Annotated in this window: 20 protein-coding genes; 1 reads left to right on the forward strand and 19 read right to left on the reverse strand. The window is 48.7% G+C overall.

The features are described from left to right. Positions 1-101 precede the first annotated feature (101 nt). The 18 genes from NST44_RS22390 to NST44_RS22475 form a co-directional block, all read right to left on the reverse strand. Positions 102-395, reverse strand: a complete 294-nt coding sequence (locus NST44_RS22390) for a YfzA family protein (protein ID WP_028406806.1) — start codon at positions 393-395, stop codon at positions 102-104. Between the two features lie 100 nt (positions 396-495). Beyond that, complete coding sequence (locus tag NST44_RS22395) at positions 496-1122, reverse strand: ABC-2 transporter permease (RefSeq protein WP_210094903.1); 627 nt, start codon at positions 1120-1122, stop codon at positions 496-498. Further along, positions 1115-1981 carry an ABC transporter ATP-binding protein gene (locus tag NST44_RS22400; RefSeq protein WP_210094902.1) on the reverse strand — a complete coding sequence of 289 codons (867 nt, stop codon included), beginning with the start codon at positions 1979-1981 and terminating at the stop codon, positions 1115-1117. The genes NST44_RS22395 and NST44_RS22400 overlap by 8 nt, the downstream gene beginning before the upstream one ends. Then, on the reverse strand, positions 1978-2361 hold the full coding sequence (locus NST44_RS22405; RefSeq protein ID WP_040739992.1) for a GntR family transcriptional regulator: 384 nt from the start codon (positions 2359-2361) through the stop codon (positions 1978-1980). The genes NST44_RS22400 and NST44_RS22405 overlap by 4 nt, the downstream gene beginning before the upstream one ends. A gap of 219 nt (positions 2362-2580) precedes the next feature. Continuing rightward, positions 2581-3039: a DUF2269 family protein gene (locus NST44_RS22410; protein WP_028406637.1), complete on the reverse strand. Its 459-nt coding sequence runs from the start codon at positions 3037-3039 to the stop codon at positions 2581-2583. 21 nt (positions 3040-3060) lie between these two features. Beyond that, positions 3061-3672 (reverse strand): NAD(P)H-binding protein, encoded by a 612-nt coding sequence (locus NST44_RS22415; protein ID WP_210094901.1) that lies wholly within the window; start codon positions 3670-3672, stop codon positions 3061-3063. 14 nt (positions 3673-3686) lie between these two features. Further along, positions 3687-4151, reverse strand: coding sequence for a MarR family winged helix-turn-helix transcriptional regulator (locus NST44_RS22420; RefSeq protein ID WP_210094900.1), 465 nt, complete (start codon positions 4149-4151; stop codon positions 3687-3689). Between the two features lie 276 nt (positions 4152-4427). Then, entirely contained in the window at positions 4428-4739 is a 312-nt protein-coding gene (locus NST44_RS22425) for a hypothetical protein (RefSeq protein WP_210094899.1), read from the reverse strand. Positions 4740-4877: 138 nt separating this feature from the next. Further along, on the reverse strand, positions 4878-5840 hold the full coding sequence (locus NST44_RS22430) for a metallophosphoesterase family protein (protein WP_210094898.1): 963 nt from the start codon (positions 5838-5840) through the stop codon (positions 4878-4880). After that, positions 5815-7059: an MFS transporter gene (locus tag NST44_RS22435; RefSeq protein WP_210094897.1), complete on the reverse strand. Its 1245-nt coding sequence runs from the start codon at positions 7057-7059 to the stop codon at positions 5815-5817. Before NST44_RS22435 ends, NST44_RS22430 begins: the two co-directional genes overlap by 26 nt. Further along, positions 7056-7874 carry an MBL fold metallo-hydrolase gene (locus NST44_RS22440; RefSeq protein WP_210094896.1) on the reverse strand — a complete coding sequence of 273 codons (819 nt, stop codon included), beginning with the start codon at positions 7872-7874 and terminating at the stop codon, positions 7056-7058. Before NST44_RS22440 ends, NST44_RS22435 begins: the two co-directional genes overlap by 4 nt. Before the next feature lie 143 nt (positions 7875-8017). Further along, on the reverse strand, positions 8018-8785 hold the full coding sequence (locus NST44_RS22445; protein WP_007131837.1) for a DeoR/GlpR family DNA-binding transcription regulator: 768 nt from the start codon (positions 8783-8785) through the stop codon (positions 8018-8020). A 109-nt stretch (positions 8786-8894) separates the two neighbouring features. Then, entirely contained in the window at positions 8895-9620 is a 726-nt protein-coding gene (locus NST44_RS22450) for a hypothetical protein (RefSeq protein WP_210094895.1), read from the reverse strand. Then, positions 9607-10329: a fluoroquinolone export ABC transporter permease subunit gene (locus NST44_RS22455; RefSeq protein WP_210094894.1), complete on the reverse strand. Its 723-nt coding sequence runs from the start codon at positions 10327-10329 to the stop codon at positions 9607-9609. Before NST44_RS22455 ends, NST44_RS22450 begins: the two co-directional genes overlap by 14 nt. Next, positions 10326-11180 carry an ABC transporter ATP-binding protein gene (locus NST44_RS22460; protein ID WP_210094893.1) on the reverse strand — a complete coding sequence of 285 codons (855 nt, stop codon included), beginning with the start codon at positions 11178-11180 and terminating at the stop codon, positions 10326-10328. The genes NST44_RS22455 and NST44_RS22460 overlap by 4 nt, the downstream gene beginning before the upstream one ends. After that, positions 11177-11809 (reverse strand): TetR/AcrR family transcriptional regulator, encoded by a 633-nt coding sequence (locus tag NST44_RS22465; protein WP_244869095.1) that lies wholly within the window; start codon positions 11807-11809, stop codon positions 11177-11179. The genes NST44_RS22460 and NST44_RS22465 overlap by 4 nt, the downstream gene beginning before the upstream one ends. A 216-nt stretch (positions 11810-12025) precedes the next feature. After that, entirely contained in the window at positions 12026-12634 is a 609-nt protein-coding gene (locus NST44_RS22470) for a histidine phosphatase family protein (RefSeq protein ID WP_340900638.1), read from the reverse strand. 233 nt (positions 12635-12867) lie between these two features. Beyond that, positions 12868-13254 carry a YkvA family protein gene (locus tag NST44_RS22475; RefSeq protein ID WP_210094890.1) on the reverse strand — a complete coding sequence of 129 codons (387 nt, stop codon included), beginning with the start codon at positions 13252-13254 and terminating at the stop codon, positions 12868-12870. A gap of 162 nt (positions 13255-13416) precedes the next feature. Between NST44_RS22475 and NST44_RS22480 the strand changes: the two genes are divergently transcribed. Next, a complete protein-coding gene (locus NST44_RS22480) occupies positions 13417-14736 on the forward strand; it encodes an FAD-dependent oxidoreductase (RefSeq protein WP_051425203.1) in 1320 nt (439 codons plus the stop codon). 86 nt (positions 14737-14822) lie between these two features. On the opposite strand, the gene NST44_RS22485 is transcribed toward NST44_RS22480, so the two are convergent. Continuing rightward, a complete protein-coding gene (locus NST44_RS22485) occupies positions 14823-16088 on the reverse strand; it encodes a Gfo/Idh/MocA family protein (RefSeq protein ID WP_007131829.1) in 1266 nt (421 codons plus the stop codon). Positions 16089-16120 lie beyond the last annotated feature (32 nt).

Below are 16120 nucleotides of genomic sequence, written 5' to 3' on the forward strand. Positions count from 1 at the left end.
TGTCCTTTAACAATCACTTATGAACAACGAGTTATATGGGGTGTTAGTTGCCTCATAAATATATCCCGAACAGAGCCCAGCTCCTCCTATTTGCAGTGCGTTCATTTTCTAGATGATAGATCCTTCACGGCCCCTATTAAACCTGCTGGAAGCAACGTAGCGGCGAAGATTGCGGTGAATAGATTATGCGACGCTGTTTTATACGGCGTGAACCATTCCGTAAATAGCTTGGCTTGCGAAAGGTCTTCAAACCAGGACCCTTCCTTCACTTTAAACGGCGTCCACGAAGCATGATCGAACGCGATGAATAGCAGCTGCAGAACTACAAGTCCTGCAAGAATATACATCCATTCTTTTCTGCGATGAGGGCGGCTTGTATGTAATGTATCTTTCAAAATGCGTAATCTCCTTTATAAGTAAAAGTTGACCCCCGTTGCAGGAAAAGCTTGGTTCTGCAAAAGTGGCCGGGACAATGGGCAGGCGTGGCTCAGCTTCTTACATGTCCTTTCTCGAGAACAGGGTGACCGCCACATAATAGGAAGCAATGAATAGCAGTAAGATACCGGCTGCAGCCATAAATAATAGATTACTGCTCATCATGTGATTCTCATTCAGCAATGTCATCATGAACGCAGTGGGCTGTGCCATAATAATGAGCGCGATTAAAAATACAGCGTTAATAATGCCGGCTCCTTTTTTACTCAGTGCATAGAATAAAGGCATATATATGGAAGTTAATACTAGCAGTATCCCCATTGGAACCAGGATGTCCAAGACGGTATAATCCGGCTTGTTAAGCTGCGGGAATGCAAGCTTTACAAACCAATGGATACCAAAGGAACCAAGGACGCCAAACAGCATAAACAGGATCGCCGTGATGTATTTCGCCTGTACAATATGCTTGCGGCTGACCGGCAGCGTGACCAGAAAATGATGATTATTGTTCTTGATATCGATCATCGTCACAAGACTAACGGAGGCGAATGCAGTATAGATCCCGACAAAGTAAATGGAAAAGTCGCTCCTTGGTATAAAAGCGATACTGAACACCGCCAGATAAAATAAAGTCATCCACAAGGAGCTTTTTAAGGCGATAAAGTCCTTGCGCAGCAGATTAAGCATGAACCCGTCCTCCTTTGGCCGTGAAATACATGATGTCTTCCAGGGAAGGGGTTTCCAATACAGCGTGATTCCCGAACAATTGTGCAGCCTTGTGCCTGTTATCGACTAAGCCCTCAAAACCGACGGCTGTCTCACGAATCCCGATGAATTCTTTTCGGATATCCGAATCAAGCAGCTCCATATCCCCCTTTATGAGCGCGTATCGCTCAAGCACATCTTCCTTCGCTTCATTAAATACAATCTTCCCGCGATTGATGAAGGTAATATAGTCCGCGATCCGGTCCAGATCCGTCGTGATATGGGTCGAGAAAATGATGGAATTCCTCTCGTTCTGCATCATATCCGCAAGCAGATCAAGCATTTCCCTTCTAAACACCGGATCGAGACCGGAAGTCGGCTCATCCATAATAAGAAGCTCGGCCTCATGCGATAGAGCAACGGCAAGGGCAAGCTTGATCTTCATTCCTTTGGATAGATCTCCAATCTTCTTCTTGGGAGACAGCTCGAATTGGTCGAGATATCCCTTAAACTTGCTGTCATTCCACTTGTCGTAGAAGGGAGCGACCAGCTTTTTCGTATCATGAATCGTCAGATGCTCATAGTAGAAGCAGTCATCCGATACGATCCCGATCCGCTGCTTAATGGCGATTTCTTGTTTAGGCATTTCGCAGCCCAGTATTTTCACGCTTCCGGAATCCGGACGGACGATGCCCAGCATCATCTTGATCAAAGTGCTCTTGCCAACGCCGTTCGGGCCAATCAGGCCGGTAATATATCCTTGCCTCACATCCAAAGATACATCATCAACGGTGAATAGCGGGTATGCTTTGGTTAGATTTCGTATTTCTATGGCATTCATGGCGTCTGTTCCTCCTCAAACAATAATGTCAGATGTTCGATGACATCCTGCTGACTCAAACTTAATTCCTTGCTTTCCCGAATGATTTCCATCATTTTCTCTTCTAATCGTTTCATTCGCTGCTCCCGTATAAAATCTTTATTTGCTCCTGACACAAAGCATCCCTTGCCTACAACCGTGTCAATGAGCTGCTCCTTCTCGAGCTCTTCATAAGCGCGCTTAGTCGTAATTACGCTAACCTGCAGATCCTTGGCCAGCTGCCGTATCGAGGGAAGACTATCGCCGGCCTTCAAATCACCGTTCAGGATGCTCTGCCGGATCTGATTCATGATCTGTATGTAAATCGGGTCGCTCGATGCGTTAGACAAAATAATGTTGATGATCATTCACCTCACTGCCGTTAATTGAGTATATACCGTATATATATAATATATACACTTAGCATTCATGTGTCAAATTCTTCATTGGAAATCACCAATCGATTTCTTCACAGCTCATAAGATAATGCAGGCCAGCCGCTGTGCACGGATGGTTACTAGCAATCAGAATAAAAAAAGCCGCGATGAATCGCGACTTGATCTGTGTATATCGTTGCTTCCCTAGAATACGGGCTTGATGATCATAAGAAGAATGATCGCGATGGCCATAAGGTTCGCAATCGTATCGCGGGCTTGTTTTTTTCGGAACAGCTGCTTGTATTCCTGAGAAACTTCTCCCGAGGTTGACTGGCTCGCGATTTGATGAAGTCTCTTTAAGATCGGTTCAACGACCAGAATCGCGTAAAAGCCTGAGATTAGGAACAGCACAATCGACGCGATATACCACATTTGCCGAAACAAGTAGGGGCTCATCCAGCCCAAAATCAAGCCCGTGACGAGAAGGATGCCGAATGAAAGATTCGCATTTTTGTTTAACTTCTCCACGATGTGGTGAGCATACCGCAGCTGATCGGCCGTCTTCGCTCTTTTCAGAATCATATTGAATAAAAACACCGGTCCAACACCGAATATGGCCGAAGAAATATGAATGACTAACAGGGATAGATACAGGTAATCCATGGCGATTTCGTTTCCTCCTTGTTACTTGCCCCAAGTTACACTATAAATACCTCGATCGTATGCATCCTTCGTAACAGCGTCCAGCAATGCAGCTGCTAAATCCGCCCGGCTGATTTGATACGGGCCCGATTTGAAATCGTTCCCTCGTTCCTGGATTCTCCAACGACCCGTGGCGGGTTTGTCGTTTAGCTGAGTCGGCCGATAGATCGTCCAGTTCAACCCGCAACTTCGGATTACATTCTCAGCTTCGCGCAGTTCTGCCAAGTCGCGGCGAAAGATCCATCTTGCAACGAGAACGGTGGGCCATGGACGTTTAGCTTCAAGTAAATAGGAACTGACAAACACCAGTCGCCGGACTTTGGCTTCTTGCATGGCCTGAATGACATTTTGAATAACAGCGGCGACATTGGCCTTTCCACCGACGATGGCAATCACTCCTTCGCTTCCGTTGATCGCATGCTGGAGGTCTGACAGGTGGATTCCATCTCCGGTTACTATCTTGGTTATACCTTGAAAAGACTTTAATACGTTCGGCCGCCTTGTGAACGCGACCAGTTCATCACCTCTGGCGATGCCGTTCCTTAAAACCTCCAGTCCGGTTGGACTCGTTGAGCCGATTACGGTTATACGCATATACATCCCACATGTCATTCAGTATGTTGACGAATGGATTGAGCATGCTTGTCAAAGTTGTTCAACACGATCTTCAGCAGCCGCATGAATTCCCCATATTCCTCTGCGGACATCCCTTCGATGCCAATTTCCATCACCTCCGCTAATGCCTCCTCAATCTTCGGCACGACAGCCTTCCCCGCATCTGTAAGAAAAAGTTGATGGTTGCGTAAATCCGCAGGATCCATCTCTTTGCGAACATAGCCTTCGAGCTCCAGCTTACGGATCGCCTTTGCCGTCGTGGTCTTGTCTAGCAGCAGCTGCTCACTCAGCGTCTTCTGATTCACCCCTTCCTTCTTTGACAGCATGAACAAAAACATATGCTGACCAAAGCCCAGCTGAAGAGCAGCGAGCCGTGGAGCAAGCAATAATTGCAAATGGCGATTAATTGCTGTAACTTCTTTTCCGTATGCTCCATGTTGAAGAACTTCAGGTTTCATGTACTTCGACTCCATTAGTTTTATTTGCCAACTACATACATAATACACGCATATAGTTGGCTTATGCAACTAATGTTTCAAATCCCAGTGAGCGGAGGTGCATAAAGTTTTTTTTAGTTGAGAACATGGGATAGTCTACTTGCACGCAGTACGTAAAAAAGTCGCCACTATTGGCGACTTCTGTTGTTCATAACTCAACATCAGAGCATAGAACTCCCTAACTTCAGGCTTTGATGAAGCCCACTTTAATTACATCTATTATAGATACCTTGGAATTCAAAATGAAAAGATGAGGGCAAGGATAAATGCACTGATGATAGCTATAACAAGAACCATAATTCGGATGCCGATCCGAACCAGCCAAGACTTCTGTGCAATCCGATCATTGATACGCTCCATATATAAAGCTCCACCCGCAATGAGAAAGACCAGCACGTTAAACATGTAGTCCCAAAATGATTTCGGCTTGGGGGTGTAGGCTTGAAGCCCAATGGTATTTCTCATGCCTTCATCTCCAGGAAAAACCGCCATGATTGCAGCCATAATGATGTGTAGTACCAAAAAACATATTATAATCGTCCCGACCATCTTCTGCCTCCTATATTATGTCACGAATCCATTTCGCAGTAGAAATTTCCTTTTTAATATAGAGGAAGAGCAGCTGCCAGGGCAAGCTGCTCTCATCGAAGTCGTCCTATTTAAGAGGATAGGGACTAGTAGATTCTCTTAGTGAGCACCCGGCTCATGTAAGGGCATTTCCCCGATCAATCCGTCGCTCTGGCGGATCCATGTCTCAAACTGCCGCTCGCCCGCTGTGATTCGAATAACTCGTGCACCCGTCGGGAATTTATCCTTCCTCACACCTTCCACATAACTGACATAACGAGTAGATCTGCCGTAACAAAGGCGGATGCCGTGCAGCACTCCGGAATAATCGTTCGAGTGGTCATGGCCGACAAATGTGCCCATAACATCTCCCATTTCTACCATGGCGGCGAACATGCCGGAATTGACTTTGGGCGAGCTGATCCATTCACTGCAATGGCCTTCGCACACTGACGTCTCCCACACCTTTTTGTATTCCGGCAGCGGAATATGGAAAAATGCCAGTGCAGGTAAAGGCGTCCCGCCGTTCCGTTCGGCCAATCGCCGGGATTCGGAGACGTACCAATCGATTTGATCACGGCGAATCCAGTCATACCCACCCACCGCTTCAATCGGTGAGTAATCGCCGCTGTCGAGGAAGAACAACGCAGCAGCCGGCTTCCCCGTTGGATCGTCAACCGTCAGCACATAGTTACCCGCTCCGCTTACTCCCGGAGGATCCGGTTTGGCGACGCAATATGCATGATGGAGCTGCTCCTCATGCATCCTCTTTCGGGGAACATTCCCCTCCGAGTCATGATTGCCAAACACCGCCGCCCACGGCACACGGTTGTCTTCAGCGACAGCAACCGCGCTGCGGAATGATTGCAGCGGATCCTTGCTCCTTGCGCTTGCAATCAAATCTCCCGCGAATACAACAAGATCAGGCTGCTCAAGCGCAATGATCCTGTCCATCGTTGCCTTCGTCATCGAGTCGAGCATCGGCGTCTCCGGATCCACATCCTCCTCATCAATAAACTCCACATCGGAAAACTGCACGATGACAAACGATCCGTCCTCACGAAATGTTAGCTTCTTCTCCAAGGAATCCCCTCCCTTTTCTCATACCGTCCTGCCGGTACCATAAACCAATCAAAATGAATACAGCTGCGCACGCTAGATACATGGATGTCATGCCATATTGCAAGCCGACCACCCAATAAATCAACGTCGGGCCGATCGCCGCCCCTAAATCGGTTGACACGGAATATGCGGTCATGACGGTAATCACGGATGTATTCTTCGCTGCGTCGGAGGCCATCGCGTCCATAATGGTGCCAAGTGCGGTGCTGGTAATCATGACGAAAATTACAATTCCGACCCAAATGCCGATTGGCAGCTGCCAAGGCAGCAAAGCATATCCGGCCGCTGCGCCCGCCAGCGATACCATAAACAGAGGAAGCCTTCCTCTCGGCCCATCGGTATGACGTCCGAACCATCTGGCCAGGAACGGCTCCCATGCACAGCGCAGCGCCGTCAATACACCGCCTAACGCAGTGCTGCCGATTATCAAACCGAACCAAGGGATCCCGCCGGGATGGCTTGTATCGATGAGATACGTGAGCGTCGCGCCGAACACAGCGTGCAGTAACGATATCATTAATCCGCTTATCACGATTTTTTTCACCTGCAGCGACCAGACCGTGTTCCTCACTCCGCGTGGAGGATCCAGTTGATGCATTCCCGAAGCTTTTCCCTTGCTTATGGATACGGCGATGAGCGGAAGCCCGATCAAAGCCATGATCCCGAATAGTATGGAGACGGCTGACAGGCCGATCATGGGCACGAGCAATCCTCCGAACAGTACGCCGACCAAGCTGCCAAGACGCCACAATCCGTTATACGTTCCCATGAAGCGTCCCCGGTTCGTATCATCGGAATAGCGGATGACGGTCAAATATCCACCCATTCGCAGCAAGGACCATGCAATCCCCCAAATGGCACGGAGGGCTACCCAGAGAACGAACCCTTTGAATATGCCGTATCCCACCGTGGTAAGCGCCGCCAGCCCGACCGACATAAACAGACCGGTTCGAAGCGACATGCGGTGATACAGCCACCCGATTAGTGGATTAAGAGGGAGCCTGACAAGACGATTGACGGACAGCAGTACGCCGACCTGCCATAGCGCGTCTAGTCCCGCTTCCTTCCAATATACCGGCAATACGATGTACAGCATCGAATCACCGAAGAGGGTCAGTGCAGTAACGATACCTACAATTACAATCTGTCGCCGTTCTTTGGCGCTGTCTCCGCCCGTCATAGATCGACGATCAAGCCATCGTAGGCAACCTTGATGCCGGCAGGCTCGAAGGCACGCTCAAAATCATCATGCAAAAAGCCGGAGTTATGCGTAAAATGAGTCACGTAAACCTGGCCATCCATGCCAAGGTTGCCTTCCTCCCGCCACACGCGCTGGACCTCCAGCACGGTTTCAATGCCCATATGATTTGGATTTCGGTCATTGTTTGTATAGCTATGCGTACAATCAAGAATCGCCATATCGATCGCTTTGCCTTTCAGCCATTCCCATGTATCGTCATGCAGCCAGCCCGTATCATTGCCGTAAAACAGCGTCTTGCCCCCTTTTTCAATATAAAACAACAAACATGTTTCCATACGGTCATGATTCGCGAGCAAAGGAGTAACTTGCGTATCGCCCAAGAAAATCGTCTCGAAGGGACGCAATAAGTGGAAGGCGAACCGGTCTCCAGCATCCGGGCCAATCGCTGGTATGCTTTGGCTAATCGCCGCATCGTTGCCATAAATATGTAAGGGGTGATCGATACCGTGTGCAAACCCGTCAACGCGGTTGTACAGATCCGATGGCTGGAAATGATCGTAATGCGTATGCGTGAATAACAGATGCTCAACCGCACCCAAATCGATCCCGTCACGGAGCGCCTGCATATGGGAGTCTGCGGAGTAGTCGACCTTGATTATGCCATCAATCAATACAGAGCTTCTCGTTCGGATGTTTTTTCCTCCAAGCGATCTCGCCTTGCAACAGACGTCACAGCGGCAGTACGGATTGGGGAATCCTTCCGCAGCAGCCGTTCCGAGAAAATGGATTTTCATTTTGAGGCTCTCCTCCCTTAGTGAAGCGATCGTTTATCTCATTCCTTTGATTAATACAAATAATACCACATAAACGCAATCAATCACACACAAAAAAACGATTCCGGGTTTGCATAAAACCAAGAATCGTTCACCGCTCCTGCCTATTTATATACGATCTCAATGCCGCTCTTGCTGAATTGATCAACAATATTTCTGTCGATTTTCGAATCCGTTACAAACCGCTCGACTTCGCTTGCCCCGCATACTTTGATAAACGAGTTTTGTCCGAACTTGCTGCTGTCTGCGAGGGCGATGGTACGCTTGGCGTTAGCGTGCATGATTTTTTTCACCTGAACCTCGCCGATGGCGTTATCCGTAATCCCTGCTTCTAACGTAACCCCGCTCATGCTCATAAAAAATAGATCCGCGTGAAAGCGAGCTGTAAATTCCTCCGTTAGGTCGCCGATGATGCTCAGCTCTTCATGACGAATGACGCCACCGGTCATGATGACCGTATACCCCGGCATCGACACGAGTTCATTCACGATCGGAAGCGAGTTCGTAATAATCGTTAATCGGTCGAATTTCGTCTTGAGCGCCTTCGCTATTTCAGTGTTTGTCGTACTCGGGTCCAGCGCGACGGACATCCCTTCAGTCACATAACGAACCGCGATTTGAGCCAGCTCCTTCTTCTCTTCCATAAAGATCGATTCACGGATCGGAAGCGGAATTTCGTGGCTGTAATCCGGATCTCTAGGAATCGCCCCCCCGTGCACCCGCCGCAGATGGCCTTCGTTTTCCAAGTATTCAAGGTCCCGTCTAATCGTCTCGAACGAAACCCCGAAATGCTCCATGAGCTCCGAAGCCCGGATCGATTTGTCTTGATTCAATTTCTGAATAATGATTTGATGCCGCTGTTCAGCAAACAACTGCTCCACTCCTTACTTGCCTGAACTTCTTCTTATCTAAAAAGTTTACCATAAAAGCGCCACCTCCACCCGCAGCACTGTTTTTCGTCCCTATGCTAGCAAGAGAGATCTATGCTTGCTTGGCTTTAAACACATTGATCATGAGAAACAAACACGCTAGATGTAATAGCAAGCCCAGCAAGAAGAACACAAATGCAGGGAATGGTTCATCATGCATGATCAGATCGAGGACCTTTGCCGGCCAATAACTAGGCAGCAAAGCCCCAAGCACCTGCCAAGCTCCCGGAACAAAATGAACCACCACAGGGCCTATGATGAACAACCCTCCGATTTTGGATAAGGCCAGTCCCTCCACTTTATTTGATGAGAATGCGGCGAGAAAGAGCGTAAACAACGGCGATTCCAATGCCAGCAGCAGCAAAGCATACAGCGTTTCCCATCGAACGACCGACATCGTAGACCATTGCAAATAGATTGCGGATAAAACGATGCACAGCAGGGTTGGAAGCGCCACTCTATACAGCAAATAACCTTTACGCATCAGCGGCGTAACCGCGTAATAGGCTATCATATTCTCATCCCGTTCGTCGAGGATAAGCAGCCCCGTAAGCATCCCTGTTAACATCGGGATCGTCACAACTAACAATGAGGCAGCAAAGCCGCGATATTGCTCAAGATTAAACGAATAATGCATGTCAAGCCAATGAACGGCTATAGGAAAACCGAACCTGGACAGGAAGATAAGCACCAGCGGACCGATCATAGCCGCCATGAGCACGGGGTCTTTCAATGCGTGCCGAAAATCCTTCATCATCAGGGCTTTATATTTTTCCATTGCCATCCCCTCCTTCTCCGATCCTCATCAGCACATGGCGTGAATAAGAGCGGTGTGCCCAGATATATGCTGCGGAATTCCAGATCAATAGGATGAATGCGGAGTAAAGAAGGTGATTTACGGACAGGCCGCCAGAAGGAGAACCGAGTAATCGAAGTGTCCCTTCGGTCGGAAGCAGGAGAAACAGATCCGTATGCCATAAATGAAAGTAGCCCAGCAATGGAAGGACAAATGGCAAAGCGTAGACTTGCACCATCAGAATAAAACCATTGATGGTACGGTGTCGTGCCGCCACGCCTATCGATAGCAAGGTCATAAAGGTTGACGTCAGGACGATGCCTGCAGAAAAAGCAAGCGGTGACTGCGGAAGGCTGCCGCTTGCCGCATGAATGGCCCATCCTGCCGCAAGGGACAAGACGGACAGCGATCCGGCTTTCGCCAGCAAATAATCCCGAATATGAGCCGGCGTGACGAACAGCGGATCGTGGACGCCTTGGTCCCTCTCCAACAAAACCATCCCGCCTGCCATGATAAGTCCTAAAGCTGCAGGGTCACTGAAGGTCAGCGCTATGGCTGTCGTCTCCTTATAGATTTCTGGAATGAACCTAAGCAAGATCCAATAACAAAAACAAACGAATACATAAACGAAATAGAATCCATGACGCCATTGAAAACGCAGGTCGAATATCAACAGGGATAAGCCTTTCATATCAGCTGCCTCCCCGTCACCTCGATAAAAATTTGTTCAAGGGATGCCTCCTGCGAATGAATCGTTTCGAGCATATCATTCTTTATAATCTTAAGAAATTGATCATTCCCGCCAATACCGTCAAGAGGAAATAAGGCTTCCTTCAGCTGGCCGTTCTTGCGAAATTCTACGCGAAGCTCCTTCCTTCCCTTCCGCAGCTTCAATTCTCTTGGCGAATCGATCAGTTTGATTTCACCGTCAACAATAAATGCTACTCGATCACAAAGCTCCTCTGCCGCTTGCATATTATGCGTTGTGATGAGGACGGTCTTCCCCTCCGCCTTTTTCGCCAGAATCAATTCCTTCATCCGTTTCGCGTTCACCGGGTCCAAGCCGGAGGTGGGCTCATCCAGAAAGAGGATATCCGGATCGTGCAGCAGCGCCCGGCAGAAGTTAAGCCTCATCTTCATCCCTTTGGACAGCTGGGACACCTTCATGTTTGCAGCATCTGCAAGATTGACTTGTTCCAGCAGATGCATAGGATCCTCGGTTTTTCCCTTGTAGAGGGAACGAAAGAGCTTTAAATTCTCAAGAACCGTAAATTTGCTGTAGAAGTTCGGGAATTCAAAGGCAACCCCGATTCGTTCGTAATAGTCGGGACCGATATCCCTGATTTCGCTGCCCATTACTTTTACGCTTCCCTGATAGCCCTTCAGCACGCCGATCAGCAGCTTTTGCGTCGTGCTTTTACCCGCGCCGGAAGGACCGAGGAATCCGAAGATTTCCCCGGTTGGAATCACAAAATCCAGTCCGCGCAGGGTCTGCTCGCTCCGGTTCGGATAGGTAAAATGAAGCCCTCTAACTTCGATCATACCGGCTCGTCTCCTTTAAAAGGCCTTGATGCCGCAAGCATACCAGCCGATAACAATTCGACCAGCAGCTCGATCGTTGCCGTATATTGGGCTTCTCCGATGTCATTCTTGTGCAGCGTCAGCAAGGCCAAGGATCGAATCATCCCCACAATCGATTCAGAAGGCGTACCGGATAAAATGCCCGCTCTTTGCCAAGACGTAATGATCGGCAAGAGCGCTTCTTGATCCTCGCTAAAATTGCGTTCCAGCTGCACCTTGGGTAACTTCCTGAACAACATTTCCATCTCGCCCCGATCCATCATCTTCCGGAGGAGCGGGCTTTCATCCATCATTCTTAATGAATAGGAAAGAAACCGCTTGATGCCTTCCTTGCTGCAAACCTCATCAGGGGGGAATAAATCCAGCACAGTATTGCGGATACGCTGTTCCTCTTCCAGCAGAAGTTCATAATATAACTCCTCTTTCGAAGCGAAAAACATGTAAAACGAGCCTTGGGCAATGCCGGCAGCCTTCGTCAAATCCTCCACGCTCGTTTTGCGAAGACCTGCTGTTTCAAATTGGTGCCGCCCCTCCGAAAGCAATTTCTGACGGATCCATTCGCGTTCCTGCTCGGAAAACTTTTTTGGCATGTCGCTGTTCACATCCTTCATGAATTTATTTATGATTTTATGAATGTTTTTATTTTATATTCACAAATTACAGCTGCAAGCTCCGAATGTCAATAGTGCGCTTTAGGACTGCGTTTGCCATCATGTTGCAATTATTGGGGTTTAGGGCCGCTCGGCGAACAAGCCGCCGAATGTAGGGCAGCCTGTTTTCAGCGTATAGAAGAACTCCAACAGATTTTATCCCAAAAGATGTAAGTGCGTTATATTTGCGAAATCGATTAATACAAATCGCCCATCAACGTATTTTATATGAGTGATAGAACACTCAGGGACCAGTCGACTCTGCGTTTGAACAAAGTCCGGGTGATAGGCATTCAACTCATCTTGGGAAAATTCGTTTACCATAAAGTCTGTGATTAACCCGCCATGCGTCACGATAACGATCCGCTCGATTGTGTGCTGAGCCGAAAGCTCCACTATGCAGGAAGACAAGCGCTCGCCTGCCCTTCTTGCAGAGTCGCCGACTGGGGGGACAAAATCTCTTTCCAAGGTGCAGTGATTCCACATCTCGATAAACTCCTGAAATGTTTGTCCAGGGAGGTCTCCCCAGTTTGCTCGTTCCCGTAACCGGGTATCTTCCAATATGGTTTGATTCACGGCTTCTGCAATGAACCCAGCGGTCTGCTTGGCTCGCTGAAGAGGACTACAGCAGATTCTGCTTATGGGCATTTTACGAAAATATGTTGCTGTCATCCGAGCCTGCTGTATCCCTAATGGAGAAATGGAAACATCTCCAGTTCCTTTCTGCTTTTCAGCATGTCTAACCAGGTAAAAGTCCGTGCTCATTCCAGCACTCCTTCCTGAATATTAAATTTAACGATCGTTTAATTTAATATATGTCTAATTAGATGATATCATGGGTTTGCACCATTGGGAAGTCAGCGCTTAGGAAAAATAAAATTGCCAATCTACTCGTAACGATGATCGTCATTTTTGCGATTCGTGAACGCAGCAACGCTAGCCTCTAATATAGATCGAAAAAAAAGAGCAGCTGCCGCTGGCAACGCTCTTTTATTCGATCAGTCCACCATGTACCGATATATGATCAGCGAAACCCAAAGGAATGCCGCGATCCATAGGAGAATAATAAAACTTCCTGCAAGCCAATTCTTCGGTTTACCGTTTTTTATACGTTGCTCGGCTTTCTCTTCGTTCTCTTGGACGACATCAGGAGGTATCATTTTCAGTGCGATGGCTACTCCAAGTGGAACTAAGATCACATCGTCCAGATAGCCTAGAATAGGAATAAAATCTGGAATCAGATCAACGGGGCTAAACGCATAGGCTACAACACAAATGGCAAATACTTTGGCGTACCACGGGGTCCGAGGATCCTTGTAAGCATAATAGAGCACGAATATCTTTCCTTTTAGCTTTCTAGCCCATTTCTTGATTCGGTCAATCATCCCGCTCTCCTTGCGTGCATGTTTTCATTCCAACAAAACCATTCTACAGACCTAGTTCATGATCCTTCCTGCGCCGGGTTAAGGTCACTGTTCCATATTGTATTGTATCAATAATGAAGTAATTGAGACATTGTTTATTTCCCGGAAAGGAAGTGTCTTATCATGCATGCAGACAAGATGGATATTAGCCCGAAGACAGGAACAGCGAGTAATGTTCCCAAAGTTTCGGTCGCCATTGTGGGCGCAGGTTTAAGCGGCTTATGCTTAGCTCAAGCACTGCTTCGGGCCGGGATGGAAGTGCAAGTGTATGAACGCGATCAAGCTGTGGACGCCCGTCGCCAAGGGTATCGAATTACGGTAGATGAACACGGGATTGCCGCCATAAAGCGATGTCTTCCTCCTCGTTTATTCGAGCTGTTTCTGGCCACTACTTCGCCTACTGACCTTGATAGTTATTTTAGATTAACCAATGGGAAACTACGCGAAATATTCAAACTCACGTTTAAAGGAGACCCAACGGGCACCGACTTACGGATCCCTCGCCAAGCGGATCGCCAAACATTGCGCACGATCATGCTGGAAGGACTTCAAGAACGGGTGCATTTTGGGAAACGAGTGGTCCATTCCGAATCTAACCCGGATGGGGCCGTCCTTCACTTCAACGACGGAACTTCCGCACATGCAGCATTCATCGTTTGTGCAGATGGAGTACATTCATCCCTACGCAAACAATACCTTCCGGATTGTGAACCGGAAGATGTGAACCATTGGGCGATTTATGGCCGTACTAGATTGGTTCATGAAAAAGATAGACCATTGATGCCCGAAGGTCTCAAAACAAGCGGTATCCACGCCATCGGTCGTTCAGGCGACGGCATCTTTTTTACGACGATGGCCTTTCGCGAAGCTCCCCAAGCTGCGTTCTCCCGAATGGGAATCGTCCAGCCGCCTCCTATGGTTGATGATTATATCATGTGGGCTGTTCTCATGCCCAAAGAAAGGTTCTCGGAATATCAAACTACCTCTGACCCCGACCTGCTGTTTCGGGTGGCCCAAAACGTTTCGCGAGACTTCCACCCGGCGATCCGGCGTCTAATCGAGCATGCTGACGTAGATTATACGATGGGAGTTAAATTCAAAGCTGGAAGGAAACCCTCCCGTTGGCCCAACTCACGCGTTATTTTTATGGGTGATGCAGTCCATGTCATGCCTCCTACTGGATCGCACGGGGGCAACACGGCCCTGCGAGATGCAGGTCTCCTCGCCGACAAGCTTGAGGCTGCGATGAAACAGGAAGCGGATTTTGAAACAGCGATCTACAATTATTATCACGAAATGAGTAAATATGCATTCCACGAGGTTGAAGCATCGAAGTCCATGATGAAACGATTTACGATGAAAAATCCGGTCATGCGATGGACGATGTTAAGTGCGATACCTTGGATTCGATCCCTGACGAACCAGCCACTTACGATTGATTAACCAATCCATGTCGATAGACGATTAAGCAACGATTAATAATGAAAATGCCGATCTTAAAGACCGGCATTTTGTCATTTCTATGTGAATCATTTGGCGGTATAACGCTGTCGAAACTCTTCAAGACGAATAATCGATCCCTCGATTCGGGATTGCTCGGCTGCAAAGGCCATCAGATGGCTCTGCACAGAGCGGTCCGCCGAGGTAAGCCCTTGCGTTTGACCACCGTCGCGGACCAGCTTCAGAAAATCCTTGATCAAGCGCATGTCCCCGCCCCCGTGGCCGACATGACCGCCCATATCGTCAAAGGAAATCCTTTCGACCTTTCCGCTGCCAAAATGAATGATCTCGATTTCGTTTTTTTCCATGGCCCCCCGGATCTCACCGCGCGTTCCCATCAGCTTGATCGTCCGGCTCACGTCCCTTGTAAAGGCACTCATCGTAAATGCTGCCGTGACGCTGTTCGAAAACTCTAAATTCACCACCTGGTGATCAACCACGTCGTTATCGCAATGATAAACGCATCGGCCATACGGTCCTTCCTGCAGCGCCTTATACCGCGCACTGTAGCTCATGTCGTCGCTGATGGCAGATGTCGGCCAGTTCGTATCCGCCGTTAAATAAAGATTTGGCGCATAGTAGAGACATTCATCCGCCGCCGGGCATCCGTCCAGACAGCGCAGCGGCGCTCCTTCCGGCGCTTCGGCAGCCGTAAAATGAGTGAGTGAACCGAAGGAGGATACCCGAACGCAGTCCGCATCCGCCAGCCAGAGCAAGATGTCCAGATCGTGGCAGGACTTTGCCAGAATCATAGGGCTGGATTCATCCTTGCGGCGCCAATTCCCTCTTACAAAGCTGTGTGCCTGATGCCAGTATCCCACATTTTCATTATGCTGGATGGACATCAGGCGGCCGATCACGCCCTCTTCCAGCAGCTCCTTCAGCGTCCGAAAGAACGGCGAATACCGTAGCACGTGGCAGATCGAAAACACCTTTCCGGCCTTTGAAGCCATTTCCCCCATCCGTATGCATTCTTCCGGATCCGGCGACATCGGCTTCTCCAGCAGCACATGATATCCCGCCTGCAGCGCGCGCATCGTCGGCTCGAAATGCTGCTTATCCTGGGTGCAGATCAGGACGGCGTCAGCCATCTTGGGCGCGGCAAAAAATGCGTCCCAATCCTCGAAGCAATTGGCATCGTCGATCCAATGCCTATGCTTAAAGCTCTCTCTTCGCTCCCGAACCGGCTCCGCCACGGCGGTGACTTCGAGCTCCATGGGATGCTGCAGCGCATACTCCAAATAATTGATTCCGCGAAGCCCGGCTCCGATTAATGCAACCGACACTTTTTTCATATAATAGCTCTCCCCTTCCTGCTTGCTCCGCT

It is taken from the genome of Paenibacillus sp. FSL W8-0919 (assembly GCF_038003785.1).
Classification (GTDB): Bacteria; Bacillota; Bacilli; order Paenibacillales; family Paenibacillaceae; genus Paenibacillus_AQ; species Paenibacillus_AQ lactis.